The sequence below is a fragment of the Bacillus sp. FG16 genome (assembly GCF_057809515.1).
The window spans coordinates 40,239-65,654 of record NZ_JBMDKC010000013.1; the positions used below are offsets into that span (position 1 = coordinate 40,239).

Annotated in this window: 28 protein-coding genes; 20 read left to right on the forward strand and 8 right to left on the reverse strand. The window is 34.5% G+C overall.

Annotation, left to right across the window (positions count from 1 at the left end):
- The first annotated feature begins 3 nt into the window (after positions 1-3).
- The 5 genes from ACODS7_RS07315 (at position 4) to ACODS7_RS07335 (ending at position 3,357) form a co-directional block, all read left to right on the forward strand.
- The gene (locus tag ACODS7_RS07315; RefSeq protein WP_029442570.1) at positions 4-768 is read left to right on the forward strand and encodes a class I SAM-dependent methyltransferase; all 765 of its coding nucleotides are present in this window, start codon (positions 4-6) and stop codon (positions 766-768) included.
- Positions 769-972: 204 nt separating this feature from the next.
- Positions 973-1,236: a hypothetical protein gene (locus ACODS7_RS07320; RefSeq protein ID WP_016081250.1), complete on the forward strand. Its 264-nt coding sequence runs from the start codon at positions 973-975 to the stop codon at positions 1,234-1,236.
- Between the two features lie 268 nt (positions 1,237-1,504).
- Positions 1,505-1,735 carry a hypothetical protein gene (locus ACODS7_RS07325; RefSeq protein WP_000789030.1) on the forward strand — a complete coding sequence of 77 codons (231 nt, stop codon included), beginning with the start codon at positions 1,505-1,507 and terminating at the stop codon, positions 1,733-1,735.
- 537 nt (positions 1,736-2,272) lie between these two features.
- Positions 2,273-2,764 (forward strand): ankyrin repeat domain-containing protein, encoded by a 492-nt coding sequence (locus tag ACODS7_RS07330; RefSeq protein ID WP_029442569.1) that lies wholly within the window; start codon positions 2,273-2,275, stop codon positions 2,762-2,764.
- Entirely contained in the window at positions 2,761-3,357 is a 597-nt protein-coding gene (locus ACODS7_RS07335; RefSeq protein ID WP_016081253.1) for a DJ-1/PfpI family protein, read from the forward strand. The genes ACODS7_RS07330 and ACODS7_RS07335 overlap by 4 nt, the downstream gene beginning before the upstream one ends.
- A gap of 19 nt (positions 3,358-3,376) precedes the next feature.
- On the opposite strand, the gene ACODS7_RS07340 is transcribed toward ACODS7_RS07335, so the two are convergent.
- A complete protein-coding gene (locus ACODS7_RS07340) occupies positions 3,377-4,303 on the reverse strand; it encodes an aldo/keto reductase (protein WP_029442568.1) in 927 nt (308 codons plus the stop codon).
- 284 nt (positions 4,304-4,587) lie between these two features.
- Between ACODS7_RS07340 and ACODS7_RS07345 the strand changes: the two genes are divergently transcribed.
- The 6 genes from ACODS7_RS07345 to dltD all read left to right on the forward strand — a co-directional run bounded on the left by ACODS7_RS07345 (position 4,588) and on the right by dltD (position 10,968).
- Positions 4,588-4,944 carry an FtsB family cell division protein gene (locus ACODS7_RS07345; RefSeq protein ID WP_016081255.1) on the forward strand — a complete coding sequence of 119 codons (357 nt, stop codon included), beginning with the start codon at positions 4,588-4,590 and terminating at the stop codon, positions 4,942-4,944.
- 258 nt (positions 4,945-5,202) lie between these two features.
- Positions 5,203-5,529, forward strand: a complete 327-nt coding sequence (locus ACODS7_RS07350) for a DUF3870 domain-containing protein (RefSeq protein WP_000271322.1) — start codon at positions 5,203-5,205, stop codon at positions 5,527-5,529.
- A 176-nt stretch (positions 5,530-5,705) separates the two neighbouring features.
- Positions 5,706-6,767 (forward strand): dipeptide epimerase, encoded by a 1,062-nt coding sequence (locus ACODS7_RS07355; protein WP_142333834.1) that lies wholly within the window; start codon positions 5,706-5,708, stop codon positions 6,765-6,767.
- A 40-nt stretch (positions 6,768-6,807) separates the two neighbouring features.
- Positions 6,808-7,809 carry a C40 family peptidase gene (locus ACODS7_RS07360; protein ID WP_029442566.1) on the forward strand — a complete coding sequence of 334 codons (1,002 nt, stop codon included), beginning with the start codon at positions 6,808-6,810 and terminating at the stop codon, positions 7,807-7,809.
- Positions 7,810-7,828: 19 nt separating this feature from the next.
- The gene (locus tag ACODS7_RS07365) at positions 7,829-9,451 is read left to right on the forward strand and encodes a peptide ABC transporter substrate-binding protein (protein WP_029442565.1); all 1,623 of its coding nucleotides are present in this window, start codon (positions 7,829-7,831) and stop codon (positions 9,449-9,451) included.
- Between the two features lie 335 nt (positions 9,452-9,786).
- Positions 9,787-10,968: a D-alanyl-lipoteichoic acid biosynthesis protein DltD gene (dltD, locus tag ACODS7_RS07370; protein WP_043935655.1), complete on the forward strand. Its 1,182-nt coding sequence runs from the start codon at positions 9,787-9,789 to the stop codon at positions 10,966-10,968.
- Positions 10,969-11,008: 40 nt separating this feature from the next.
- Here the strand turns inward: dltD and ACODS7_RS07375 are convergent, their stop codons facing one another.
- Both ACODS7_RS07375 and uptA read right to left on the reverse strand, forming a co-directional pair.
- On the reverse strand, positions 11,009-11,233 hold the full coding sequence (locus ACODS7_RS07375) for a hypothetical protein (RefSeq protein WP_000558692.1): 225 nt from the start codon (positions 11,231-11,233) through the stop codon (positions 11,009-11,011).
- Between the two features lie 168 nt (positions 11,234-11,401).
- Positions 11,402-12,007 (reverse strand): undecaprenyl phosphate transporter UptA, encoded by a 606-nt coding sequence (gene uptA, locus ACODS7_RS07380; RefSeq protein ID WP_000952913.1) that lies wholly within the window; start codon positions 12,005-12,007, stop codon positions 11,402-11,404.
- A 277-nt stretch (positions 12,008-12,284) separates the two neighbouring features.
- Here uptA and ACODS7_RS07385 point away from each other — a divergent pair, with 277 nt between their 5' ends.
- Positions 12,285-13,400, forward strand: coding sequence for an HD domain-containing protein (locus ACODS7_RS07385; RefSeq protein ID WP_016081260.1), 1,116 nt, complete (start codon positions 12,285-12,287; stop codon positions 13,398-13,400).
- A gap of 36 nt (positions 13,401-13,436) precedes the next feature.
- A complete protein-coding gene (locus tag ACODS7_RS07390) occupies positions 13,437-13,937 on the forward strand; it encodes a GNAT family N-acetyltransferase (protein ID WP_016081261.1) in 501 nt (166 codons plus the stop codon).
- A 203-nt stretch (positions 13,938-14,140) separates the two neighbouring features.
- On the opposite strand, the gene ACODS7_RS07395 is transcribed toward ACODS7_RS07390, so the two are convergent.
- Positions 14,141-14,905 carry a DUF1836 domain-containing protein gene (locus ACODS7_RS07395; RefSeq protein WP_000447231.1) on the reverse strand — a complete coding sequence of 255 codons (765 nt, stop codon included), beginning with the start codon at positions 14,903-14,905 and terminating at the stop codon, positions 14,141-14,143.
- Positions 14,906-15,163: 258 nt separating this feature from the next.
- On the opposite strand from ACODS7_RS07395, the gene ACODS7_RS07400 reads away from it, so the two are divergent.
- Both ACODS7_RS07400 and ACODS7_RS07405 read left to right on the forward strand, forming a co-directional pair.
- Positions 15,164-15,613 (forward strand): hypothetical protein, encoded by a 450-nt coding sequence (locus ACODS7_RS07400; RefSeq protein WP_000914478.1) that lies wholly within the window; start codon positions 15,164-15,166, stop codon positions 15,611-15,613.
- A complete protein-coding gene (locus ACODS7_RS07405) occupies positions 15,601-15,909 on the forward strand; it encodes a YxcD family protein (RefSeq protein ID WP_000447759.1) in 309 nt (102 codons plus the stop codon). Before ACODS7_RS07400 ends, ACODS7_RS07405 begins: the two co-directional genes overlap by 13 nt.
- Positions 15,910-15,933: 24 nt before the next feature.
- On the opposite strand, the gene ACODS7_RS07410 is transcribed toward ACODS7_RS07405, so the two are convergent.
- The 4 genes from ACODS7_RS07410 to ACODS7_RS07425 form a co-directional block, all read right to left on the reverse strand.
- Positions 15,934-17,169: an NAD(P)/FAD-dependent oxidoreductase gene (locus tag ACODS7_RS07410; RefSeq protein WP_016081262.1), complete on the reverse strand. Its 1,236-nt coding sequence runs from the start codon at positions 17,167-17,169 to the stop codon at positions 15,934-15,936.
- On the reverse strand, positions 17,166-17,498 hold the full coding sequence (locus tag ACODS7_RS07415) for a (2Fe-2S)-binding protein (protein WP_029442563.1): 333 nt from the start codon (positions 17,496-17,498) through the stop codon (positions 17,166-17,168). The genes ACODS7_RS07410 and ACODS7_RS07415 overlap by 4 nt, the downstream gene beginning before the upstream one ends.
- Positions 17,495-17,767, reverse strand: a complete 273-nt coding sequence (locus tag ACODS7_RS07420) for a (2Fe-2S)-binding protein (protein ID WP_029442562.1) — start codon at positions 17,765-17,767, stop codon at positions 17,495-17,497. Before ACODS7_RS07420 ends, ACODS7_RS07415 begins: the two co-directional genes overlap by 4 nt.
- A 116-nt stretch (positions 17,768-17,883) precedes the next feature.
- The gene (locus ACODS7_RS07425) at positions 17,884-19,545 is read right to left on the reverse strand and encodes a sigma-54 interaction domain-containing protein (protein WP_043935647.1); all 1,662 of its coding nucleotides are present in this window, start codon (positions 19,543-19,545) and stop codon (positions 17,884-17,886) included.
- A gap of 180 nt (positions 19,546-19,725) precedes the next feature.
- Here ACODS7_RS07425 and ACODS7_RS07430 point away from each other — a divergent pair, with 180 nt between their 5' ends.
- From ACODS7_RS07430 to ACODS7_RS07450, 5 genes are read left to right on the forward strand one after another with little or no spacing between them, the layout of a single operon-like run.
- Positions 19,726-20,901, forward strand: a complete 1,176-nt coding sequence (locus ACODS7_RS07430; RefSeq protein ID WP_029442560.1) for an NAD(P)/FAD-dependent oxidoreductase — start codon at positions 19,726-19,728, stop codon at positions 20,899-20,901.
- Positions 20,898-21,935: a proline racemase family protein gene (locus ACODS7_RS07435; RefSeq protein WP_016081265.1), complete on the forward strand. Its 1,038-nt coding sequence runs from the start codon at positions 20,898-20,900 to the stop codon at positions 21,933-21,935. Before ACODS7_RS07430 ends, ACODS7_RS07435 begins: the two co-directional genes overlap by 4 nt.
- Entirely contained in the window at positions 21,932-22,873 is a 942-nt protein-coding gene (locus ACODS7_RS07440; protein WP_029442559.1) for a proline racemase family protein, read from the forward strand. Before ACODS7_RS07435 ends, ACODS7_RS07440 begins: the two co-directional genes overlap by 4 nt.
- Positions 22,874-22,895: 22 nt before the next feature.
- The gene (gene dapA / locus ACODS7_RS07445) at positions 22,896-23,792 is read left to right on the forward strand and encodes a 4-hydroxy-tetrahydrodipicolinate synthase (protein WP_029442558.1); all 897 of its coding nucleotides are present in this window, start codon (positions 22,896-22,898) and stop codon (positions 23,790-23,792) included.
- Between the two features lie 17 nt (positions 23,793-23,809).
- The gene (locus ACODS7_RS07450; RefSeq protein WP_029442557.1) at positions 23,810-25,294 is read left to right on the forward strand and encodes an aldehyde dehydrogenase family protein; all 1,485 of its coding nucleotides are present in this window, start codon (positions 23,810-23,812) and stop codon (positions 25,292-25,294) included.
- The last annotated feature ends 122 nt before the right edge of the window (positions 25,295-25,416 follow it).

Here is a 25,416-nt window from a genome sequence, read left to right on the forward strand (position 1 = left end):
TAAATGTTTAGTTTTTATAGTACACTTTGTACGGAACTGTATGATTACACAAAACCAGTCGGTTATTCTTTAAATGGTGATATTGAGTATTACAAAGAACGTTTAAAAAATTGTAAGGGAAGAATTCTCGAAGCTGCAGTAGGATCGGGACGTGTCATTATTCCGTTTCTTGAAGCTGGTTTTAAAGTTGATGGGATAGATTATTCACCTGAAATGCTTGATTCTTGCCGTAAGCGGTGTAAAGAGAGAGGCTTACATCCTAATTTATATGAAGGAAGCTTGCAACAATTTTCACTTCCGTATAAATATGAGGCAATTATCATTCCTACTGGATCTTTTTGTTTAATTGAAAATCGTGTGGATTCTATAAACGCATTGAAATGTTTTTATGAACATCTTAATCCATGCGGACGATTAATCGTAGATATTATGCTTCCGCATGACTGGAAGACTGGGGAAATTCATACATCGACTTTTTCTTTGCCGAGCGGAGACGGAATCACATTAGAAAATAAATCAATTGAAATAGATTGGCTGAACCAAGTTACTGTATCATATTTGAAATATGAAAAGTGGAGTAAAGGACAGCTAGTACAAACAGAGTTACAACGTTTTGCGCTGCGCTGGTATGGAATAGTAGAGTTTAAACTCCTTTTAGAAAGTATAGGTTTCTCTAACATTACTTGCTCTGCCGAATATGATTATGAAAAAGAACCGTCAAATGCAAATCAAATGATTACTTTTGAAGCTGTGCGAAACGAGAAATAAAAGAACTATCTATGAAAATAAGGCAATTGATATAATATCGATTGCCTTATTTTAATTGTATATCGCTTACATGTTATTAGGTTTTCATTGTCCAAGCATTCTGCTACTTACTACATATACTATTTATGTTAAAGTCAGCTACTATTTTATATAGGGCTGTCATTTTCCTATAAATGCTATTTTAGTGAAGTGGGAGGAATCAATTTGGAAAATATAGAACAAGATAGAATTGAAAATCAAGTGTATTCAAATCGTGTAGTAAGATCAGAATTTGATGCGAATTGGGAAACTTGTATATCAAAGAGTGGTTATGTAATTTATGTAGCAACAAGTAATAATGCTGAAGTAATAGTACTTCTTGCAGATGGTTCAAGTAAATTATTAATTTTCGAAAAAGGCGGTAAAGTAGTAGTAGGTGGCGGTGGAACAAGTCATTACAGTAAGCCACATATTGCAAGAAATATTTAAGGTAAAACATGTAATTGAGAAGAAGCTGGAAAACGGTTAGTCATTCATATTTAGAGAATGACCAACCGTTTTTAAATGTAGTTTTTGAAGAATTATATAAGCAATATAAAAAGCATTTCCTATTTCGGCAAATGCTTTTTATATGTTATAGTATAATAGTGTCTTAAAGTAATGTTATTTTAATATATTTCAAAGTTTGTTGTGTATTATTTTTATATTAAATTAGCACTTAAAGTATTTTTTTATATAAGGAGTAATAATTAGAGAAATGAAAAATATAGACTTTATACTAGAAAGTGATGAGGCATTAAAACCGTCTGAACGATTAGTACTATTACTATTAGAGAAGCATAGAATGTTATATACGAACGATCTATTGGCATTATCAAATTTATCATATAAAACATTAACAGATTCATTAACGGCGCTAGTTTTAAAATCGTATGTGTTAAAGGAAACAGGTAAGGGAAGAAGACAGAATTGCTATAGATTAATATGATAAGGCGGCTGTTTTAGAAGCTTTTACATATGTTTTTTTCAATCGTAAGGCGAAAATGTGTTTTTTGTTTTCAAACGAGAATCTTACTATAAGAGTGGTTAAGTTAGTAGCATTTCATTTTTGTGAATGTAATTATTTCGTTATTGAAAATACAAAAATAAAATAAACTGCATAAAACAGAAATAAAAAAACAATCCATTTTAAAAAGGATTGTTTTTTTATTGGAATAATATTATTTGATATGTTGAAAGCATGAATGGCAGTAATAGAAATTACCTGTTTTAGTTCATGCAATTGACAAATATGATGAAAACTATGTGTATAGTTTTTTTTGATTGCTTTTTCAGTAACTATAATGAAATCATAGTCTTCATTGTTTAAAGGCATTATTTTTAACATTATTGCTATTCAATATTAAGTACAAAAAGTAATATATAATATTATTATGTAAACTTAGGGCTTTAAAAGGGAAATGTAATAATTAATAGAACATGTAGAAGGGGGATGCTTAAATATTTTGAAGGATGGGAGATTATTATGAAGCATTTACAATCAATAGCACAAGCTGTTATAAGTGGTAATAGGGAAAAAGTAGTGGAGTTTATAAAGGCGAGTCCAAGTATTGTTAACGAATGTAGTGAAGATGGCTGGACACCACTTCATTTAGCAGCTTATTTTGGACAGAAAGAAATAGCGAGTTTTCTTTTAGAAAGCGGTGCAGATATACATAGTAGAGCAAAAAACGAAAATGAAAATACACCTTTGCAAGCAGCAATTGCGAACAAGCAAAGTGAACTTGTCACTTTCTTAATTGAAAAAGGATCAGATGTAAATATTATGCAAAGTGGTGGCTGGACAGGACTTCACGAAGCAGCATTATTAGGAAATGAAGAAATAATTATGTTACTCCTTAAAAATGGAGCTAATAAGATGATTAAGAAAAATGATGGGAAAACAGCGTATGAAATTGCATTAGAAAAAGGATACGATCACCTATTACATCATTTGAAACAGGAAGTGAACTTATGATGAATAAATGGAGTGTTGGTATATTTTTATTTAATGAAGTAGAAGTGTTAGACTTTGCAGGGCCATTTGAAGTTTTTTCTGTAACTGAGGTGAATGAAGAAAAAACATTTACTGTTTATACAGTTAGCGAGAATGGGGAAATGATTACAGCAAGGAACGGATTGAAGGTACAGCCAGATTATAGTATTGAAAATTTACCACCAGTGGATATTTTAATAATTCCGGGTGGGCTAGGTGCTAGAGAATATGAAATAAAAAATGAAATAGTAATAAAATGGATTGGCCAGCAAATGAAAGAAGTAAAGCTGATGACGTCAGTTTGTACAGGAGCGCTATTACTGGCGAAAGCAGGTTTATTGGCAGGTTTAAAAGCAACAACACATTGGGCTAGTATTGAAAAGTTTAAAAATGAGTTTCAAAATGTTGAAGTTATAGAAAATGTAAAGTTTGTAGATGAAGGACATATTATAACATCTGCCGGAATTTCAGCTGGAATTAATATGGCATTTCATATTGTGAAAAACTTGTTAGGTGTGCATGTTGCGGAGGACACAGCGAAGCGAATGGAGTATGATATTAGTTTGCCAAATTAAAAAGCCCGGATTGGGCTTTTTATATTGAATGAATATAGTTAAGCTCTTCATCACTCAAAATAGGGCGAACAGATGCATTTGCATTTTCTTGTGCTTGCATTCCGGTTTTGGCACCAGGAATTACAACGCTTACTGCCGGATGAGAGAGTACATAGCGAAGTGCAAGTTGCCCTAGGGTCTGATTTTTATTTGAGAGCAACCGAAGTTTCTCTACGGTTTGTAAGTCTTCTTGAAACCAAGTTTCATTTGGCCAATCTTTGCGTAAATCTCCATCTGGAAAAATTGTTTTATTTGTGAATTTTCCAGTTAAAATGCCCATTTTTAATGGACCACGAATAATAGCTCCTAGATTTTTCTCTTGTAAGAATGGTAATATATCTTTTTCTGGTTTTCGATTTAATATATTGTAATCAAGTTGTACGATATCAATTTCGTTGTTGTTGTTGAAATGATGAATGTATTGTAAATCATGAGTCGAAACACCGACTGCTCTTACTTTTCCATCACGTTTTAATATGTCAAATGCACGTAGAAATGCTTCTGTTTCTCTACGATTATGCCACCAAATATGACAAAAATAAAGATCAATATAATCTGTTTGAAGACGTTGTAAACTTGTTTCGAATACGGCGATGATTTTTTCGGGAGTATCATATACAGGAACTCCATTAGGGTCGTAGTGGTGTCCGATTAAACCACCTTTCGTTGATAGGATAATATCATTACGATGTCCTTTAATCGCGGTAGCCACCAACTTTTCACTATGTCCTAAACCATACACATCCGCAGTATCAATAAAATTCACACCACACTCAATTGCTTTTTTTATAGCGGTTATAGATTGTTTATCGTTAACCGGTCCCCATTCATCACCACCGATTGCCCATGCCCCAAAACCTATTTCAGAAACAGTTATTCCAGTTTTACCTAATGTACGGTAATGCATATTTTCCCTCCTTATAAGCATGTTATAACATGGATATGTAGGCAAGGATTTTTGTGTGTAAAAAAACTCTTCTACAATAGTAGAAAAAGAATTACAGAAACTACTATTTTATAGCAGCATACATAAAAAATTTCGATGTAAATATGGAAATGTCGTCGAATGCTATCTTTAATTGGTTAATTTATGGGATATTTTTGTGAAGGAGTTTATTTTATAAGAATAGAATTTAGTTTAGTAAGAAAACGTGCCGATGGTAGTGAAAAATATGGGTTAGGGGGATTTGAATGAGGAAACTCAAACGAGTAAATGTTCCTAATATACCAGAGCAATTATCACAACCTAGTGACAAGCGTAGGGTAAATAAAAAGAAGTTAAGGCGACTTATTTTAATGGTCCTTTTTATTGCGGCAACTACTTTGTACGTTCAATATATTTTAACGAAACAACAAGAAATAATTGATAAAAAGAAAGATACGATTATGGATCAAAAGAAACAATTAGTATCTTTAAAGAAAGATAAAGGTTCTTTAAAGACTAACATAGAAAATTTAACAGACGATGAAGAAGAAATTTTGAAGTTTGCGAGAAAAGAGTATCAATTTTCTAAGTCAAATGAAACTATATTTGTGATGCCAAAGTAATGAAAAAACAGTTAGCCATAGCTAACTGTTTTTTCATGTTTAAATGTCATGGTACAAGGAACAATCACATATTGTAAAAATGAAGAGTTTGAGATATTTTCACAATTATGGAATATACACTGAAATAAATATTGTTAAAATTCTGTTAATTGTATTATAATACAAGATAAGCGGATACATTTTTTAATCAACGTTGAGTTCATCGCTCATACGACTATTAAGAAACCCGTTATCCTCGTATAAGAAAGGAAGGTAGCTGTGTACGCTTCAAATACAATTTATGTCGTAGGGGATGCGAAAGCACCTCAAAATAATCCCATTACTGAAAAGTTTAAAAGCTATTTCGTAGCATTTGTTCTTGTTAAGGATACAGGGGAAATTGTAGATGCAGACTGCTCAGCGACAATTGCATTAACATCTCAATTTGTTAAATATTTATTTCTACATAAAAATATAAATGACCCGGCGTTAGTAATGGAAGTAAAGAATCGATATTTCGGTTCTTCTCAAAAAGCGTTACTTGTAGCGCTAAAAGATGCACAGAAAAAATATAATCAGATTGCTGCTTTGTCTACTCAATCATAGACAAAATCCAGCCGTAAGAATCATTCTTATGGCTGGATTTTTTTATTCCACATTAAAGTCCTACATCAAAAGCAAAGTAGAGAGATAGGAGAGTAAATGCTCAATAGGTTTACCTAATAATCTGTGGGTATAAATTTCCGGTGGATTAAGATTTCACTTCATTGGAGAACGAAAGGATGAACAAAATGAAAATTACAGACGTAAAAGTAAATCGTAGACGTATAAAACTTCATACACCGTTTAAAACCGCGCTTCGTACTGTAATAGAAATTGAAAGTATAGATGTTTATATTGATACAGACGAAGGAGTGATTGGTAAGGGGGCTGCAGCCGCAACGCCAGTTATTACGGGTGATTTCACCAGTGGAATGGAAGAAGCGATTTTAGGACCGATGCGTTCATGTTTAATTGGTCAAGATATCATTCAGTTTCAGCAGTTACTAGAGCGCATTCAAATGAGTTGTATTGGAAATTCAAGTGCGAAAGCAGCGGTAGATATCGCTTTATATGATGTATATTGCCAATATCAAAATGTGCCGTTATATGCATTGTTAGGCGGGAAGAAAGAAATTTATACGGATATTACAGTGAGTGTGGATGAGCCTGTATTAATGGCAAAAGAAGCGAAGAAACATATAGAAAAAGGATTTCAAACATTAAAGATTAAAGTGGGTAAAGAGGCGCATTTAGATTTGGAACGTATTGAGGCAATTCGAAATGTGGTACCAAGAAATACGACATTACGTTTAGATGCGAATCAAGGTTGGAGTCCAAAAGAAGCGGTCTCTATCATTCAAGAGATGGAAAATCGTAATTTAAATATAGAATTTATTGAACAACCAGTACACGCGAAAGATTGGGATGGGTTAAAGTACGTCAAAGATCGTGTGCAAACGCCAATTATGGCCGATGAAAGTATATTTTCAGCAAGTGATGCATTAAAGCTCGTTCAAGGAAGATATGCAGACTTAATTAATATTAAATTAATGAAATGTGGTGGCATACGTGAAGCATGGCGTATTGCAGATATCGCAGAAACAGCTGGTGTGAAGTGTATGGTGGGAAGCATGATGGAATCTTCACTTTCCGTTAGTGCTGTTGCGCATTTAGCGGCAGCGCATCCTAATATTCATTATTTTGATCTTGATGCACCGCTTTGGTTAATGGAAGAGCCGGAAGGAATGACTTATTCTGGATCAAAGGTAAACCTTCAATCGACAGTGAATAGTAAGTCTTAGGAGAAGAGACTAGTAAACTATTTTTTTAAGGGGGATATATATGAAAAAAGTAGGAACTGCATTTTTAACAACTTTATTTATATTTTCATCGTTTACATCGGCAAATGCTGAAGAAAAGAAGGATAATAAAGCATTTATAGATGTATCTGCTGCAACGTTATGGACAGCACCTGATTCATTAAGGTCAATCGATACACCAAGTGCAACAAACCCAGTGGATCTATGGAAATGGACAAAATCAATGACACTTGACGAGAAACTATGGTTAACAAATGCAAATAAATTAGAAACACAAGCGTTACTCGGTCAAGAAGTAACTGTTATTGATAAGAAAGGCGAATGGGTGAAGGTATTAGTGCATGGACAGCCAACACCACGAAATGAAGAAGGTTATCCGGGCTGGATGCCTGAAAAGCAATTAACATATAATCAAGAATTTGCAGATAAAACAAATGAACCTTTTGTGTTAATAACAAAGCCAACAGCGATTTTATATATAAATCCTTCTGAAAAACATAAATCACTTGAAGTCAGTTATAATACAAGACTGCCGCTATTAAGTGAAGACACAATGTCATACCGTGTATTGTTGCCAAATGGTCAGAAAGCATGGCTACGAAAAAATGATGGAACAGTTTACCGTTCTCAAACTGATATTCCAAAACCGACCGCTGATGATTTAATTAACACAGGGAAAATGTTTTTAGGTTTACCTTATATATGGGCTGGTACAAGTGGTTTTGGATTTGATTGCTCTGGCTTCACGCATACGATTTATAAATCGCACGGCATTACAATTCCGCGAGATTCTGGACCGCAATCAAGAGCAGGAATTGCAGTTGATAAAGAAAACTTACAAAAGGGAGATTTAATCTTCTTTGCGCATAATCAAGGGAAAGGTAGTGTCCATCACGTTGCAATGTATATTGGTGATGGCAATATGATTCACTCACCAAGAGCTGAAAGGTCGGTAGAGATTATACCACTAAATACACCAGGATATATAGAAGAATACGCTGGTGCTCGTCGTTACTTACCTTAAAAATAGAGGGGGTTTTTAAATGAAAAAAGTTGTTCGTTACTCATTAGTTAGTACTCTATTAGTTTCTTCATTTTTAGTTGGCTGCGCAAAAGAAAAAACTACAACAAAGCCGAAAGATGAAAAGAAAGTATTACAGTTACTAGAAACGGGTGAAATTCCGTCGTTAAACTCAGGGAAAGTCACAGATGCAGTCTCGTTTAACGTTTTGAATAACGTAATGGAAGGACTATTCCGTCTATCGAAAAATGATGAAGTAATTGAGGCAGGCGTACAAAAATATGAAGTGAGTAAAGATGGAAAGACATATACATTCCAATTGCGTGATGCGAAATGGTCTAACGGAGATCCAGTAACTGCTCATGATTACGTATACGCTTGGAAGCAATTGATTAATCCAGATACCGCTTCTCAATATGCATACATTGCGTACGATGTGAAAAACGCTGAGAAGATAAATAAAAAACAACTAGGTCTAGATGAATTAGGAGTAAAAGCGAAAGATGATAAAACATTCGTCGTAGAGCTAGAACATCCTGTACCGTATTTTACGAAATTATTAATTTTACCATCTTTCTATCCAATTAACGAAAAATATGCGAAAGAGCAAGGTGATAAATACGGATTAGAAGCAAATAAAGCGGTATATAATGGACCGTTTACATTATCAGAGTGGAAGCATGAAGCTAGCTTTACAATGAAGAAAAACGATAAATATTGGGATAAAAAAGAAGTGAAGTTAGATGAAGTAAACTATCAAATTGTAAAAGAAATTTCAACTGCGGTAAATTTATATGAAACAGATAAAGTTGATAGAGCTGTTATTTCTACAGAGTTCGTAGATAAATATAAAAATAATAAAGAGCTAAAACAATACACAGATCCAGTTATGTACTTCTTCCGATTTAATGAAAATGTACCGATTCTTAAAAATAAAAATGCAAGGCTTGCGCTAAGTACAGTTTTTGATAAGAAAGGACTTGCGGATTCATTTTTAAATGATGGTTCGGTTGCTGCAAATTATTACGTACCAAAAGGATTCTTAAAAGGCCCAGATAAGAAAGATTTTAGAAGTACGGCTGTTGAGTTTAATAAGACGAATGTAAAACAGGCGAAGGAATATTGGGAGAAAGCAAAACAAGAGACAGGTACAAATGAAGTGACGTTAGAACTATTAAATTATGACTTAGAAAACTTTAAAAAAGTCGGAGAGTACATTAAAGAGCAGCTTGAGAAAAATTTACCTGGATTAAAAGTGAATGTGAAATTACAGCCACATACGCAAAAATTAGCACTTGAGAAGAAGAAAGAATATGAAATGTCGTTATCACGCTGGTTACCGGATTATCCAGATCCAATGACTTACTTAGAAGTATTCCTTTCTGGAAGCAGTGTTAATAATACAGAATATGCAAACCCAGAATATGATGCGTTAATTAAGAAGATTAAAACAGAATTAGGTAATGATGAAAAGGCTCGCTGGAAAGCAATGCAAGATGCTGAAAAAATGCTACTTGATGATGCAGTAATTGCACCGGTATTCCAGCGTGGATTATCTTACTTACAAAAACCATATGTGAAAGATTTATATGTACATCAATTTGGTCCATCTACAAGTTTAAAATGGGCAGATGTACAAAAATAAAAGAATGGGGAAACAGACTTCACGTGTGTGATAGTCTGTTTTTTGTACAGTTCCGAATGAAATATAGACATTTCATATGTTTTTTCACGACTTAAAAATAAAATTATTACTAAAATTCCAGTGTGAAATTTATGTAGAATCTTGTATAATTAACGTGTTTCTATGGAAACATTTTCTGGCGCTATTTATATAGGGCTTAATAGAACAAGGAAGGAAATACATACATGTATATAATAGATAAATAGAATGGAACATGTATAGAGAAAAAGGAGAGAAAAGATGGCGTGTCAAAAACAAGGGTTACAAGTTAATAACGATAGAAAGAGGGACAGAAAATGAAAATGAAGCATGCTTTTGGTCCTATAATTTTAGCGTGTGTGCTGTTTTTCATTATCATTCTAATCCCATCGAAAAGTTTAGTATCGCTTATTAGTGATAAGAAGGTAGAAGATGCGGCAACTTCTTTACAAAAAGAGAAATTACAAAGTGCTTTCTTACAGCAAAAAATGTTAGAGAATTCACAGTATTTACCGATGTACGGTTCATCAGAATTTTTACGAATGGATGCATATCATCCGTCTAATTATTTCAAAGTAAATCCAGCTGGTTTTACACCGTTTTTAATTGGAACTGGCGGTACACAAAGCTTAGCTCATATTTTAAATATGACATCTACTATGGATGAATTAGAAGGTAAAAAAGTAGTCTTTGTTCTTTCACCACAATGGTTTACAAAGACTGGTGTCTCACAAGGGGATTTCACTAATAATTTCTCCAAACAACAAGCATATCATTTTATTTTTAATGATGAGATAAATCCAGAAATGAAGAAGCAAATCGCGAAACGGCTATTAGATTATAAAGTTGTTCAAGAAGATGATATATTAAAAAATTCATTAGAAGGTATTGTATATAATGATACAAAACATAACATAAAAGCAGGTTTAGCTAAACCACTTGCTTATATGCATCGAAATATTTTAGATCATAGAGATTTATTTAACTCTTTATTTAAAATCGAACCGATGAAAGAGAAAACAAATATCGGACTTCGTTCAATTTCTTGGGAAGATGCACGTAAACACGCGGAACAAGAAGGGAAAGCTGAGTCTACTACAAATACATTCGGAATTGAAAATCCGTATTATCATAAGAATAATCTGAAGAAAAAACTAAAAGGTTTAAAAAACTTTAGAGCAAATGAAACATATGATGAATCACCAGAATATGATGATTTACAAATTATTTTAGATTTATTTAAAGAGAAAAATGTCAAACCACTCTTTATTTCTGTACCTGTAAATGGGCCTTGGTATGATTATACTGGCTTCCCGAAAGAACGCCGTGAAGTGTATTATAATAAAGTTCGAGAACAGGTTGAGAAAGCAGGATATCCAGTAGTTGATTTCTCTGGTCATGAATATGATAAGTATTTCTTAAAAGATACGATTCATTTAGGCTGGAAAGGTTGGATTTATTTTGATGAAGCAGTGCAGAAATTTTATTCTGAGAAATAAAGTATAGAAATCGGAATGGCTATGAGCCGTTCCGATTTTTTTAGTATAGAGGATTTTGGTGAGGGCAATTTGGGAATGCATGTATATCTTGAACCTGTCTATAATCATAATGTTTCATTGCGAACTGAGCTTGATAAAGGTATTCATACACATATAATTGACCATCATGCGCTGAACATAATACGCCAGAAGTTCCTTGCCCATTTATGAAGGAAATACCGATAGGGCGTCCGATTAAGTATGGTATTTTTTGCTGCCAATGCATAGGGGAATCACTCCTTTTTGAGATAATATACGAAAAGAATGATCGAATGGTTGCTTATCCATGTAAATGTAGATGGAAAGGTGTTATATAATTCCTGAAGATTAATTCATATATAAATAAAAAACCGCTATAATTCCGAATGAATTTATAGCGGTTTTTATTATATTCTTAAGCAAGATTTTTGCGCTTTTTTGTCCATTTTTTTATAACGAAGTATAAAAGTATAAGTACGACGCCACCAATTGCAAATGATTTCACATACGGACCAGCAATATCGTTTATATTCTCCCAGTTTTCGCCTAGTTTTTCACCTAAATAAATGAAAATAATAGACCAAGGGATAATCGCAAGTGCTGTTAATGTAGTGAAACGTAGTAAAGGCATTTTTGTAATACCAGCAGGAATTGAAATCGCATGACGTACTACTGGAATGAAGCGTGCTGTAAAAATGACGCCAGTTCCGTAACGATTAAACCAATCTTCTGCAGCATCTATTTGTTTTTTATGTATGAAAATATATTTTCCATAACGTTCTAATATGGGGCGTCCGCCGTATCGTCCAAGCCAATAAATAAAGATTTGGGCAATAACACCGCCAATTGTACCGAATACGACTGCACCTATAAATGAGATACTACCATTGAATACTAAGTAACCTGCATAAGCAAGGACTATTTCACTTGGAATAATCTCAATCATAAGTCCAAGCATAATGCCCCAATAACCTAATCCTTCAAAAAACGTTAATACTGAATGAATAAAACTACTTAACATTGTTGCACCTTCTAGTTTATGAATTTTTGAGTATAAGAACCTTTTATTTAATAACGTAAAAGGTTCACTATATGTAGATTATACCTTATTTACATAGGGGATTGCTATTTCAATTCTTTTATGTCTCTCATAAGTATTATAGTAAAGGATATAAGCCGCGTTTTCATGAAGGGTTAATGAAAAGATTATTAAAAATTTCTCATATATCAATGATAATAGACTGAAAATTAAGTATAATGGTATAGGTCTTTCATTTACAAAAATAGGAGGAGAACGTATGTATATTACAGATCCGATTTATGGACCAATCTTTATTCGTGATAGAGATATCCTTCGATTGATAGATACAAAAGCATTTCAAAGGTTGGCGAATATTAAACAACAAGGACATACTTATCTTTTACATGAGAACGCAATACATACGAGGGAAGAACATTCGATAGGTGTATATGTGCTAGTAAATAAAGTGATAGAACATCTTACTGAGATTGGTGACATACATTTATCGAAATATGAACGAAAGCTAGTATCTACTGTAGCCCTTTTACACGATGTTGGACATGGGCCATATTCACATTGTTTTCAGCAAATATCGGGTGAAGATCATGGTGAGTGGACGGTACGAATCATTCAAGAGGACGAAGAAATACGTACGATTTTAAATCAAACAACTGGATTAATAGGTGATGTAACGAAAGTTTTAACAGAAGATGGAGTTTTTCCAATTATAGATGAGCTCTTATTTAATTCATTAGGAATGGATCAATTAGATTTTTGGAATAGAGATTTATATTACTCATCGCTTGAATTAGAAGGTTTACAGATAGAAGAATTGATTGCTAACATGCGTTTAATTGACGGTAAACTTGTTATTGAAGAATCGGGAATCCCCTTCATCGAACAATTAATGAAAATGAAAGAAGGGCTTTACAATAATGGATTTGGCCACCCGTTTGTGATAGGAAAAGACATATTGCTGCAAACAATTTTTAAAATGATAGAGGAGAAAAATCTTTCGTTCTATACTCCTGAACTTCAAAACTTTTTTCATAAAGGAGAGAAGTTAGAAGTAGAAGACTTTCTTCCGTTACAAGATGAAATAATTTTAAATGAAATACAGTGCTTTGCAAAATCAGATGATGTTGAAATAGTATCTTTAATTCAACTTTATGTTTCACCAACTAAAAGTTTATCATTTCAAAAAGGAGTGGAGGGTGATTTTAAAAAGGAAAATAACAATTTAGCGATAATAACTGAGAAAAAGGCGTACAGTTCATATGTAGGTGGTATTTATGTTTATAGTGAGGGGCAGTTAGAGGATATTGTAGAAAAATCCCCTTTTATTCAACAGATAGTGAGATTACCTAAAAAAGAATATGCATATTCTTTTTAAAATGGTTTGAAAACATAAAATAGATGGGGTGGAAATGTGAACTGGGAAGAACGTCTTCTAGAATTGGATGATTTACCAATTATATTAGAATGGTATAACGACGAAGAATTACATAACATAGCAGATGTGAAACCATTTAAGCGATATACAATAGAAGAACTTCGGGAGTATTGGACTAAAAAATTAGCGCGGTCTTATGCAAGTTATCATGTAATAATAGTGAGAGATGAAGTAATAGGAAGAGTCGGATTAAAAAAGACGAAATATGATGATACCTATGTGATGGAATACTCTATTCTTATTGGCGTTTCGAATTTATATTCAAAAGGACTTGGAACAGAAATTACAAAGTATTTCATAAGTAAATCGTTTTTAGATTCCGATATACAAGCAGTTGTATTACAGGTAAGGGAAGATAACAAAAGGGCAATTCGTTGTTATGAGAAAGCTGAATTTAAAAAAGTAAAATCATATATAGAGAATGAAGTGAAAGTGTATGATATGCATAGAATTAAGAATGAGAAAATAGCACGGTAAAAAAAGTTAATTCTGAATGTAATGAGGGTTAGAGGGATATATGGAACCTTAAATGACACTACTTGTAGATATGCGTAATACTACGGCTTTATATGAAATGAAACTTAAATTTAAATAAATCAAGCAAGCATTTGTTGTATATTTGGAACAGATGCTTGCTTGTTTCCGTTATAAAAAAATAGAAGCATTTCTGCTCCTATTTTTTAAGGCTTCACATCTAAGTTCTGTAAAAATAACGTTGCTGTTACGTAACGTTTTGCTAACATTTGTACATAAGCGGTATGTACAGAAAGGGTCGCAATAATAATAGCGTTACGAATTGCTTCGCGTTGTTCGTTATTAATTTGATCGAACTTGCTTGCGATTTTATCAGCTTTTTCTTTTACGATGTTTTCAATTGTATGAACTGTATCTGTTGCATTTAGTTGTAAGCAATTCCCTTGATTGAGTTCTTCAAATAGAGAAGAGTATGCTACATATAAATGAACAGGATTGATTAAATCATCACTTCGATCGGCTGGGTCATTAACGATAAGGCGTAATAGCTTACGAATTGATTCAAAATCAAGTGCTGTTTTTAAATCTTCGACAATGAACAGTAAGGCTGCTTGTTCAATCGAATATTTTTTCCCTTTTTGAGGAGAGCCAATCATTTCTTTTATATCTCGTTTCACCCAGTTTTGCATAGCAGTTACAGAGAAACTTGTGTTTTCAATCTGATTGCCAAGCGCAACTATTTCATTTAAAGAAAAACCGACATCAGTATCGTCAATTTTAATCAGCTTTTCAAAAATAGGTGAAAGTGCGGTAGTAATAAAAGCTGTAACGCTTTGTCCGCTTTCAATATCTTTTTTATGTGACTTTGCCCAAGCTTCTTGTAAAATACCGAGAGGCTTTTTCGTATTCCATCCTCTTAGTGATAGAAGAAGGGTAGCCATTTCGTTTCGTGTGAGATGAAATGTTTCCATCTTTTCACCTCCAAAATAATAAAAAGTTCTTATGAACTTATAATATGTTTTGTTTCATTTAAAGTCAATTCTGTTTTGCTTAATTTTTCCTTTGTCACCAAACTGTTGAAAGTAAATAATACTTGCATATTTCGACAAAAGTTCATATAATAAGTTCATAAGAACCTTTAAAATGTTCTTAAAAACAAATCTATCATTCTGAATTTACTAGAAAGATAGATTTCACATATATCTATATAAAAGGAGAATGGATATAATATGTTGAAAAAACTTGTAGCAGTAATGACAGCATTCATGGTTATCTTTGGGGCTAGCAGCTTTATGTTCGTAGATCATGCAGCAGCGAAAAGTTACAAATCTGGTAAAAAATCATTTACACCAAGTTCAGGTCAAAAGTCAAAAGTTGATTTAAACAAAAAAGACTCAAATGTAAATTCTCAAAAAACGACTCCAGATTCAAAAACGAAAGCAACAAACACAGCACCAAAAAGTAATAAAGGAAGCTTTATGAAAGGTTTATTACTAGGTGGTCTTGGTGGTTTACTAATGGGTAGCTTATTTGCAAATATGGGAGCTCTTGGTTCTGTATTAGCGTTTATGGTAAATATGTTAGTAATGGCTGGTATCGTAATGTTAGCAGTTCGTGCATTTAAATACTTCAAAGACCAACGTAAGAAGAAGGCAGATGAAGTAGCATGGAAACAATAAAAATTTCTGAACAAGAATTAATAAATGCGCTTTGCGTATATATAGCTGAAAAAAGACAAGTGGGTCCAGAAGAAGTGTTAGTTGAACTCATGTATGACGATGACTACGGTTTCTCTGCGGAAGTAGAGGTAAATGGTCGCCAGCAAATTTTAATTCAAGCAAACTTAATCGAAGCATTACGCTTATTGCTTGACAGAGAATATAATGTCAATTCATTCGCAGCGAGATTACAACTTGAATTAGATGATGAAGAAGGTATTTACGCATTAGCGAAATTTAATAACTCGGATGAGTAGAGAAAAGAGCTGTTGAGAATAATCTCAGCAGCTCTTTTTAGTATGTGCATATGTAGAAGAATAATCACGCCAAATTTCATTCATCTTTCGTCTACCGATATCTACCATCGGATTAAACTGAATTGCAGCTTTTTGACGAACAGAGTGAACGTTTTGAATGGCGTGATATAATTGTTGGTCGACTATATCATGTTTTTCACCTGCGTATTTAGCAATTGATAGACCTGCAACTGTTCCTTGCGCCATCGCAATTTTTCCGCTTTCAATGCCTGTAATATTGCCAGCTACAAATAAACCAGGAAGAGGGGTTTCCATTGTTTCGGAATGGAGAGGAACATGTCCGCCTAATTCTGAAATGTAATGGAAGGGACAACCAGCTACAGCTGCAAGTTCGGCAAGTGGATATAATCCCCCGGCAATACAAACAAAATCTGCTTCATATATTTTCTCTGATCCATTAATAACATTTCCTTTAGAGTCAATATTAGCAATACGTACACCTTCAACTTGATCTGTTCCGATAATTTCAAGAGCTGCTTTCCGAAGGTGAAGTGGCGTTCCGTTTATTTTCATTCCGCTGTTTGGATAGAATGTTAATCCAGCTTTTCGAATCCAATCATATTTCATAAAGTGGCTACCTATTCGTAAAATAGCAGAAGGAGCGAGATGTGCTGCATTTAAAAGAGAGTTTAAAACTTCTTCAGGTTCACCAGCTTTTTGACTTAACTCGCTTTTTTCAGGGAGTACAATATGATCTACTTTAATTCCCGCTAATTGCAATTCACTTAAAATGGCGAAAGACAAAATGTTAGCACCAATAATGATTCCTTTTTTTCCAACTTGCACGCGATGAACATTTGTCATAACTTGAGCTGCTCCAATTGACATCACTCCTGGAAGTGTCCAGCCTGGAAGGGGAATAGAATATTCCGCAGCACCAGTAGCAAGTAGTACGAATGGCGCTTCTAACGTACCGATATTAGTATGTACAAACCAATTGTTTTCATCTTTATCTAAATTATAGACCGACACACCGCACCTGATATGTACTGAAAGTGATTCTGCTTCTTCATGAAGTCGCTTCGATTCTTCTATTCCGTTCCACCATTCTCCAGTAGGCTCTTGATGCAACTGTCCTAACAATCTCCCGCCCGGCTTCATAAATTCATCAATAACGAGCACTTTTAGTCCGAAACGAGCACAAGAGATAGAAGCAGATAATCCCGCTGGCCCTGCACCGATAATAATTACATCACTCATCGTTTTTTCACCATCTTTCTCACGATATTCGGATGTTGTTTCCCGCTTTCAACAACCATGTTTTCTTCTACAACAGTTAAGCATGCGCGTACATTTGTTTGATTGTTTACTGTCACGCGGCATTCGGAACAGTGCCCGATATTACAATAAATACCTCGCGGTGTCCCGCTATCTTCATGAACTCTTAATGTCCGTATTTCATTTGCTAACAGGGCAGCAGCTATCGTTTCATGTTCATATGCTTCGTATTGATGACCGTTAAATTGAAAAGTAATACGCTCACTACTTTGTAAAGTACCTAAAATAGGGTGATGTGTAATTCTACTCATTTACTTTCACCTACCGATCCAAAAGTAACTGCACGTATTGGTGGTTGATATTTTAACGGTAGTTCATTAAGAGTTACGCCAGGCTTCGCATTTTCAATCATTCGATCTAACATTATTCTGCATGTACGACCACCGCAAAATCCCATGCCAGCACGTGTTCTTAGTTTTAATTCTCTTGCCGAGCAGTTATATTCAGCAATTGTCGATTGAAGTTGTCCGTATGTAACCTCTTCACAACGACAAACGATTAAGTTGTTTTTATTTGTCATATGTATTCCTCCTCTAGTTCGGTTTGCACAAATTATATATGCAAAAATCATGCCAATATAGAGGAGGGAGAGAGAGAGAGCTACCTGTAAACGCCTAATCGGTGCATACTGCTTCTTTATTGAAGTCCAAGTTTTTTTAAACGGTTATATAAAGTAGCCCTTGTTACGCCAAGTTGTTTTGCGCATTCTAATTTATTCCCATTTAAAATTCGTAAAGCCCTTTCAATAACTTTTTTCTCATGCTCATCCATCTCTTCTTGTAAAGAAAGGATTGTATTATTGTTGCTGAGTAATAGGGAATGAGCTGTATGATTGTCTAAATTTTCGGTTGTATGAAATGGTAAATATTCTTGTTTTATAATTCCGTCTGTCGCAAATACCACAAGTCTTTCAACAACGTTTCGAAGTTCGCGAATATTACCTGGCCAATTGTAATGAAGCAGTTCATGCATAATGCTTGAAGGTAAGTCACGAATTGGTCTGTTATAGTTGATTGAAAAATCATTTAAGAATGAGTATGTGAGTTCGATAATATCCTCTCGTCTTTCGCGCAGCGGTGGAATATGTAAGCTAACTACATTTAAACGATAGTATAAATCTTCTCGGAAAGTTCCTTTTCTCATTTCTTCTTGTAAATCACGATTTGTAGCAGCGATAATGCGGAAATCAATATTAATTTCTTTTTCACCACCAACTCGGTAATACTTTCGTTCTTGTAGTACACGTAACAGTTTTACTTGCATATCGAGCGGCATTTCGCCAATCTCATCTAGGAATAAAGTACCGCCTTGTGCGAGTTCAATTTTACCTTTTTTCCCTTTACTATTAGCTCCAGAAAACGCCCCACGCTCGTAACCGAATAATTCACTTTCAAATAACGCTTCTGGAATTGCCCCGCAGTTAATCGAAATGAAAGGCGCCTTCACTGCTTCACTTGCTTCATGAATTGCTTTCGCAAATACTTCTTTTCCAACTCCGCTTTCCCCAAGTATTAAAACAGTTGATTTCACCGAACAAACTTTTCTAGCTAATTGTATTGTTCTTTGTATAACAGGACTTTTTCCATTCATCGCAAGAAATGGATCGGATTCATCTTTATACTTTGCCACTTCTTGTTCTAAACGGTGCATTTCATGTGACATATTAAATAGTTTTTCATTTAAAGCGACTTGATTTGTAACATCTGTTTCTGAAACGACTGCTCCTATAATTTCATCATTACAATAAACTGGATTTGAATTAATTAATACGAATAAATCGGGACGAGGCTGATGGAACTGAGCGACTATGCTTTTTCCATCATGTAAAGATTGTAAAATTTCCAAGTCTTTATAATCAAAAAAACGAGTAATCGGTTGCCCAATAATTTCATTATGGTTGACTGAAAATATTTTTTCAGCACCATCTGTCCAAGTTCGAACGCATTCTTTACTATCAATGACTGTAACAGAAGAGTCAGTTGTTTCTATTACAGTGTCATAAAATGCCTGTAGTTCATTGTAGGACTTATAAAGAAATGGAATCATTTGCTGAGAAGTTATACAGCATATCGGCTCATCGTTTTCGTTAAGGATGATAACAGCTAATTCATAAGAAAAAGCGTCAATTAATGCAGTGAATGAGTCATCTACATAAATAATGGTGCAATTATATTCTTCTGTAGTAGAAGGGAGATAATAAAACTTTTCGTTTACTTGCTTAATGTGATTAAGGCTACATGTATGATCGATTAAAACACGTTCCAAAAACTCTTGTATAGTCGGAAATGAAAATGCCATAATGCCCTCCCGTTATGTATAAAAATTTTGACAGTGATAAAAAAATAATACACCTATTTACTATAAATTTGAATTATTTTTACAAATAAAAATATTGTTTATGGAAATTGTATATATGAAGAGTTGGCACGTCAATTGCATAAAAGAAAGTGAGAGGTTTAGGGAAAGGAGGAGTATATTGTGAGGCACTGCGACGTTTTAATTATAGGTGGTGGAATAATAGGGTGTTCTATCGCTTATTACACTTCAAAATACGGAAGAGACGTAACAATCATTGAAAAAGGAGAATTTGTCAGCGGGACGTCTTCACGGTGTGATGGGAATATTTTGGCCATTGATAAAGATCCGGGATTTGATAGTCAAATGTCTTTAGTAAGTCAAAAATTAGTAACTGATTTAAGTGAAAAATTAGAGCATTCATTTGAATATAGGGCACCAGGAAGTATTCTCGTATGTGAGTCAGACGAAGAGATGGAAGCTGCGCAGCAATGGGTAAATCGGCAAAAAGAAGCTGGATTACCGTTTCGAATGCTTGATAGGCAAGATATAAGAGAAGAGTCGCCTTTTTTTGCTGATGATTTATTAGGAGGTTTAGAATGTGCGACGGATTCAACTGTGAATCCATATCTCCTTGCTTTCTCGCTTCTGTCAGAGGCACAAAAGTTTGGCGCAAAAGCCTTTAAGCAGACCGAAGTAAAGAGTATGAAAATAGAGACGAATGGTTCATTTGTTGTAGAAACTACAAATGGTACTTTTACAGCAAAACAAGTTGTAAATGCAGCCGGTGTATGGGCTACTAAGATTGGACAGATGTTGGATATAAATATACCAATTGAACCGAGAAAAGGGCATATTATTGTAGCTTCAAGGCAACAACACGTAGGGTGCCGTAAAGTAATGGAATTCGGTTATTTAATTTCTAAATTTGGCGGAAAACGAAAAGTAGATGCTTTAACTGAAAAATACGGGGTTGCGCTCGTATTTGAGCCTACTGAAAGTCAAAATTTCTTAATTGGAAGTAGCCGTGAATTTGTAGGGTTTCATACGAGGATAAACAATGAAGTCATTAAATGTATCGCAAATAGAGCAATTCGCTTTTATCCGAAAATGGCAGATATGATGGTAATACGTTCTTACGCTGGTTTACGTCCGTGGACAGAAGATCATTTGCCGATTATTTCACGAGTGGAACATATTCCGAATTATTTCATTGCCGCAGGACATGAAGGTGATGGGATTAGTCTTGCAGCAGTTACTGGGAAAGTAATTGAAGAGTTATTAAATGAAAAAGAGACAATTATTCCTATTGAACCACTTCGTTTGAGTCGTTTTACAGAAAGGGTGTTAAACGGATGAGGTCACAAAGAGTCTTTACGACTATTGATACACATACGGGCGGGAATCCAACGAGGACATTAATTAGCGGACTTCCAAAGTTGATTGGAGAGACGATGGCAGAGAAGATGTTACATATGAAAAAGGAGTATGATTGGATTCGAAAATTGTTAATGAATGAACCGCGTGGTCATGATGTAATGTCAGGGGCATTATTAACAGACCCATGTCATCCTGAGGCTGATATAGGTGTTATATACATAGAGACAGGTGGATACTTACCGATGTGTGGTCACGATACAATCGGTGTATGTACAGCGTTAGTTGAATCAGGTTTAATTCCAGTAGTTGAACCGATTACTTCTTTAAAACTAGATACACCGGCTGGCTTAGTTGAAGTAGATATTGCTGTTCAAGATGGAAAAGCAAAAGAGGTATCTTTCTGTAACATACCAGCTTTTTTATTGAAAAATATTACTGTACACGTCAAAGACATTGGAACTGTAGAGGCTGATATTGCGTATGGAGGGAATTTTTATGCCATTATTGATGCGAAGTCAGTAGGTCTAGAATTAGTACCAGAAAATGCATCTACAATCATCGATAAGGCGATTCATATAAGAAACACAATTAATGAGAAGTTTGAAATTACTCATCCAGAGTATTCGTTTATAAGAGGATTAACACATGTTGAATTTTATACAGATGCTACTCATGAATGTGCGCATGTGAAAAATACAGTTGTTGTACCACCAGGCGGAATAGATCGATCCCCATGCGGTACAGGAACATCTGCGAAGCTAGCTGTATTATACGCTCAGAAAGAAATCAAAATTGGTGAAGAGTTCATTCATGAGAGTATCGTTGGTTCTTTATTTAAAGGATATGTCATGAATACGACACATGTTGAAAATATTGAAGCTGTCATAACGAAAATTACGGGATCAGCTTGGCTTATGGGTATGCATAAATTTTTTTACAATGAAATGGATCCACTCAAAGAAGGATTTTTGCTAATTCCGCCGATGGAACATGAAACGGAGGATATAAAATGAACATTCAAAAAATGTATACAGCAGTAGACGTACATGTAAATGGCGAGGCATTTCGTGTAATGAAGGACGTACCATGCAAATACTACTACAGTTTGGAGCAATTAAATGAACAATTTTCAGGTGAATTAGCAGAAGAGATGAAGCTTTTATTAAATGAACCACGTGGTTTTATTGGTTTGAATGGGTGTATTGTCGTTCCATCTATCCATAATGAAGTAGATGCAGCTGTATTATTTTTTAATCATGAAGGTTCGATTCCGCTTCATTATGGGGGCATTGTTGCGGTAATAACGATGTTACTCGAAAGTGGGTATTTAAAAAAGAGAGAGTCCAATCAATATAAAATTGAAACGTTATCTGGAATATTTTTAGTTCATGCGTATGTAGAGAATGATGAAGTTATATCTGTTTCGTTTGAAAGCAAACTATGCTATATGATTGAGGAAAATTTAAAGAGTGGTAATATCACTTACTCTCTCATACAGGCAGATAAAGTATATGCAGTAGTAGAAAAGGATACGTATTCACCAGAAATCTGTATGGAAAATATTTCCGAATTAAAAAAATGGGGAGAAGCTACGCTTCAAGCTATAAAAAAGGAACTACTTATAAAAAGACTTATATTAATAGATTCCTTGAATAAAGAGGAAAACCATATAAAATCGATTACATTTCATGAAAATAATTTTATTGTTCGTTCACCGGGGTTTGTTTCTACTATTGTTTCCTATGTTCATGCATTATTTAAAAATGATTATATGGCGGATCAACCTTTTAAAAATGAAAGTATATTTAATAGTTTTATAACTGTGGAAAAAGTGAAGAAGGAGGAACTAGGATACATTTTCCGTTTTGAAAGTAGAGGATTTATTACAGGGATGCAGACGTTTCTATTAGACCCTACGGATCCGTTTCCGGCAGGTTTCTTATTAAAATAAAATGTGATAGGGAGAGATAAATATGCAAAAAATTAAAGGGGCATTTCCAGTATTAATAACACCGATGGATGAATTTCAGGAAATTAATTGGGATGGGGTAAAACAAAATGTAAATTACTTTATCGAACAAAAGGTTGCAGGTGTCATCATTAATGGAAGTACAGGAGAGTTTGTAAGTTTATCAAAAGAAGAACGATTTAAAATGGTAGAAACCGTGTTGAAAGAAATTGATGGCCGTATTCCAGTCATTGTTGGAACTGCAGCAGAGACGACGAAAGAAACAATTGAATATACGAAACATGCAGAAGCACACGGAGCGGATTGTGCATTAATTATAAACTCTTACTATTGTAAACCGAAGGAAGAGGAGATTTATTTTCATTTTAAAGAAATCTCAAACTCTGTAAATATACCAATTATGTTATACAATAATCCATTTACTTCTGGTGTTGATATGAGTACAGAGCTAATGCTCCGTATTGGAAAAGATTGTGAAAATGTTACACATATTAAAGAATCTAGCGGAGATATTCGAAAAGCGAGAGATTTAGTAAGACAAAGTGAAGGGGCTTTCCAAGTCTTCTGTGGTTCTGAAGATTTAGTTATGGAATCATATTTAGTTGGTGCCTCGGGATGGGTTTCAGTAGCAGGAAATATCGTTCCTGGTCTCGTTACAAAAATGTATGAGCATTTTCAAAATGGTGAATTAGAAAAAGCATGGGAAATAAACGATGCTATTTTACCACTTTGCGAGTTTCTTGAAGGGTCAGGGAAATATGTTCAAATCGTTAAACGTTCCATGGAATTACATGGGCAAGCGGGAGGACCTTCTCGCTATCCAAGACTAGGATTAACTGTTAACGAAGATCAAAAGCTTCAAACGATTTTATCAAATATTGCAGCTCATGCAGCTGTTTAAATAAGGAGGAGAACATAATGTTAAAGACAAATATTGAGCTGAAACCAAAAGTGGAAGCGTTTTTAAATGAAGAAATTAAAATGTTTATTAATGGCGAATTTGTTTCTGCTATTGGCGGAAAGACGTTTGAAACGTACAATCCAGCAACAGAAGATGTTCTAGCAGTCGTATGTGAAGCGCAAGAAGAGGATATTGATGCTGCAGTAAAAGCAGCAAGATCTGCATTTGAATCTGGTCCGTGGGCAGAAATGACTACTGCTGAAAGAGCTCATCTTATTTATAAATTAGCAGATTTAATTGAAGAACATAGAGAAGAGTTAGCGCAATTAGAAGCTTTAGATAATGGGAAGCCGTATCAAGTAGCACTTGAGGATGATATTTCAGCGACTGTAGAAAATTATCGTTATTACGCAGGATGGGCTACAAAAATTATTGGGCAAACAATCCCGATTTCAAAAGATTACTTAAACTATACGAGACATGAACCTGTAGGTGTTGTAGGTCAGATTATTCCGTGGAACTTTCCGCTCGTTATGTCTTCTTGGAAAATGGGAGCTGCACTGGCGACAGGTTGTACGATCGTATTAAAACCAGCAGAGCAAACACCTTTATCCTTACTATATACAGCAAAACTCTTTAAAGAGGCTGGATTTCCAAACGGTGTTGTAAACTTTGTACCAGGCTTTGGTCCTGAAGCAGGAGCGGCAATTGTAAATCATCATGACATTGATAAAGTTGCTTTTACAGGATCTACTGTTACAGGAAAGTATATTATGCGTCAGTCTGCAGAAATGATTAAGCATGTAACGTTAGAGCTTGGCGGCAAATCACCAAATATCATTTTAGAAGATGCGGACTTGGAAGAAGCAATTAATGGTGCATTCCAAGGTATTATGTATAATCACGGTCAAAATTGTAGCGCAGGATCACGTGTATTTGTTCATCGTAAACATTATGAAACTGTAGTAGATGCACTTGTGAAAATGGCGAACAACGTAAAACTTGGAGCAGGTATGGAGAAAGGAACGGAGATGGGTCCACTCGTATCTAAGAAACAACAAGAGCGTGTGTTAAATTACATTGAGCAAGGGAAGAAAGAAGGTGCTACAGTTGCGGCTGGTGGCGAACGTGCGCTTGAAAAAGGTTATTTCGTTAAGCCAACTGTATTCACAGACGTTACAGACGATATGACAATCGTTAAGGAAGAAATATTTGGACCAGTTGTTGTTGTACTTCCATTTGATTCGACAGAAGAAGTAATTGAACGAGCGAACAACTCATCCTATGGTCTTGCTGCGGGTGTATGGACGCAAAATATCAAAACGGGTCATCAAGTGGCAAATAAATTAAAAGCAGGAACAGTGTGGATTAATGATTATAACTTAGAAAATGCAGCTGCACCATTTGGTGGATACAAACAATCTGGTATTGGCCGCGAATTAGGTTCATATGCGCTTGACAATTATACAGAAGTGAAAAGTGTTTGGGTAAATATAAAGTAATAGGGCGTTTTACTGACAAAAATTGAGGGATGAAATAATGAAAGATGCGGACAACTAGAAAGTTTGATAATAGTTGTCCGTTTTCTTATATACAAAATTGTTTTTCAAAAGAATGATAAGGG

Excerpts from the sequence above, each read along its gene's own strand:
- ACODS7_RS07345 (WP_016081255.1), top strand. The coding sequence starts at position 4,588 with ATGAGGAAACTCAAACGAGTAAATGTTCCTAATATACCAGAGCAATTA.
- ACODS7_RS07385 (WP_016081260.1), top strand. The coding sequence starts at position 12,285 with ATGTATATTACAGATCCGATTTATGGACCAATCTTTATTCGTGATAGA.
- ACODS7_RS07440 (WP_029442559.1), top strand. The coding sequence starts at position 21,932 with ATGAACATTCAAAAAATGTATACAGCAGTAGACGTACATGTAAATGGC.
- ACODS7_RS07425 (WP_043935647.1), bottom strand. The coding sequence starts at position 19,545 with ATGGCATTTTCATTTCCGACTATACAAGAGTTTTTGGAACGTGTTTTA.
- ACODS7_RS07325 (WP_000789030.1), top strand. The coding sequence starts at position 1,505 with ATGAAAAATATAGACTTTATACTAGAAAGTGATGAGGCATTAAAACCG.
- dltD (WP_043935655.1), top strand. The coding sequence starts at position 9,787 with ATGAAAATGAAGCATGCTTTTGGTCCTATAATTTTAGCGTGTGTGCTG.
- ACODS7_RS07435 (WP_016081265.1), top strand. The coding sequence starts at position 20,898 with ATGAGGTCACAAAGAGTCTTTACGACTATTGATACACATACGGGCGGG.
- dapA (WP_029442558.1), top strand. The coding sequence starts at position 22,896 with ATGCAAAAAATTAAAGGGGCATTTCCAGTATTAATAACACCGATGGAT.
- ACODS7_RS07360 (WP_029442566.1), top strand. The coding sequence starts at position 6,808 with ATGAAAAAAGTAGGAACTGCATTTTTAACAACTTTATTTATATTTTCA.
- ACODS7_RS07400 (WP_000914478.1), top strand. The coding sequence starts at position 15,164 with ATGTTGAAAAAACTTGTAGCAGTAATGACAGCATTCATGGTTATCTTT.
- ACODS7_RS07405 (WP_000447759.1), top strand. The coding sequence starts at position 15,601 with ATGGAAACAATAAAAATTTCTGAACAAGAATTAATAAATGCGCTTTGC.
- uptA (WP_000952913.1), bottom strand. The coding sequence starts at position 12,007 with ATGTTAAGTAGTTTTATTCATTCAGTATTAACGTTTTTTGAAGGATTA.
- ACODS7_RS07395 (WP_000447231.1), bottom strand. The coding sequence starts at position 14,905 with ATGGAAACATTTCATCTCACACGAAACGAAATGGCTACCCTTCTTCTA.
- ACODS7_RS07450 (WP_029442557.1), top strand. The coding sequence starts at position 23,810 with ATGTTAAAGACAAATATTGAGCTGAAACCAAAAGTGGAAGCGTTTTTA.
- ACODS7_RS07415 (WP_029442563.1), bottom strand. The coding sequence starts at position 17,498 with ATGAGTAGAATTACACATCACCCTATTTTAGGTACTTTACAAAGTAGT.
- ACODS7_RS07365 (WP_029442565.1), top strand. The coding sequence starts at position 7,829 with ATGAAAAAAGTTGTTCGTTACTCATTAGTTAGTACTCTATTAGTTTCT.
- ACODS7_RS07375 (WP_000558692.1), bottom strand. The coding sequence starts at position 11,233 with ATGCATTGGCAGCAAAAAATACCATACTTAATCGGACGCCCTATCGGT.
- ACODS7_RS07330 (WP_029442569.1), top strand. The coding sequence starts at position 2,273 with ATGAAGCATTTACAATCAATAGCACAAGCTGTTATAAGTGGTAATAGG.
- ACODS7_RS07355 (WP_142333834.1), top strand. The coding sequence starts at position 5,706 with ATGAACAAAATGAAAATTACAGACGTAAAAGTAAATCGTAGACGTATA.
- ACODS7_RS07420 (WP_029442562.1), bottom strand. The coding sequence starts at position 17,767 with ATGACAAATAAAAACAACTTAATCGTTTGTCGTTGTGAAGAGGTTACA.
- ACODS7_RS07410 (WP_016081262.1), bottom strand. The coding sequence starts at position 17,169 with ATGAGTGATGTAATTATTATCGGTGCAGGGCCAGCGGGATTATCTGCT.
- ACODS7_RS07335 (WP_016081253.1), top strand. The coding sequence starts at position 2,761 with ATGATGAATAAATGGAGTGTTGGTATATTTTTATTTAATGAAGTAGAA.
- ACODS7_RS07315 (WP_029442570.1), top strand. The coding sequence starts at position 4 with ATGTTTAGTTTTTATAGTACACTTTGTACGGAACTGTATGATTACACA.
- ACODS7_RS07340 (WP_029442568.1), bottom strand. The coding sequence starts at position 4,303 with ATGCATTACCGTACATTAGGTAAAACTGGAATAACTGTTTCTGAAATA.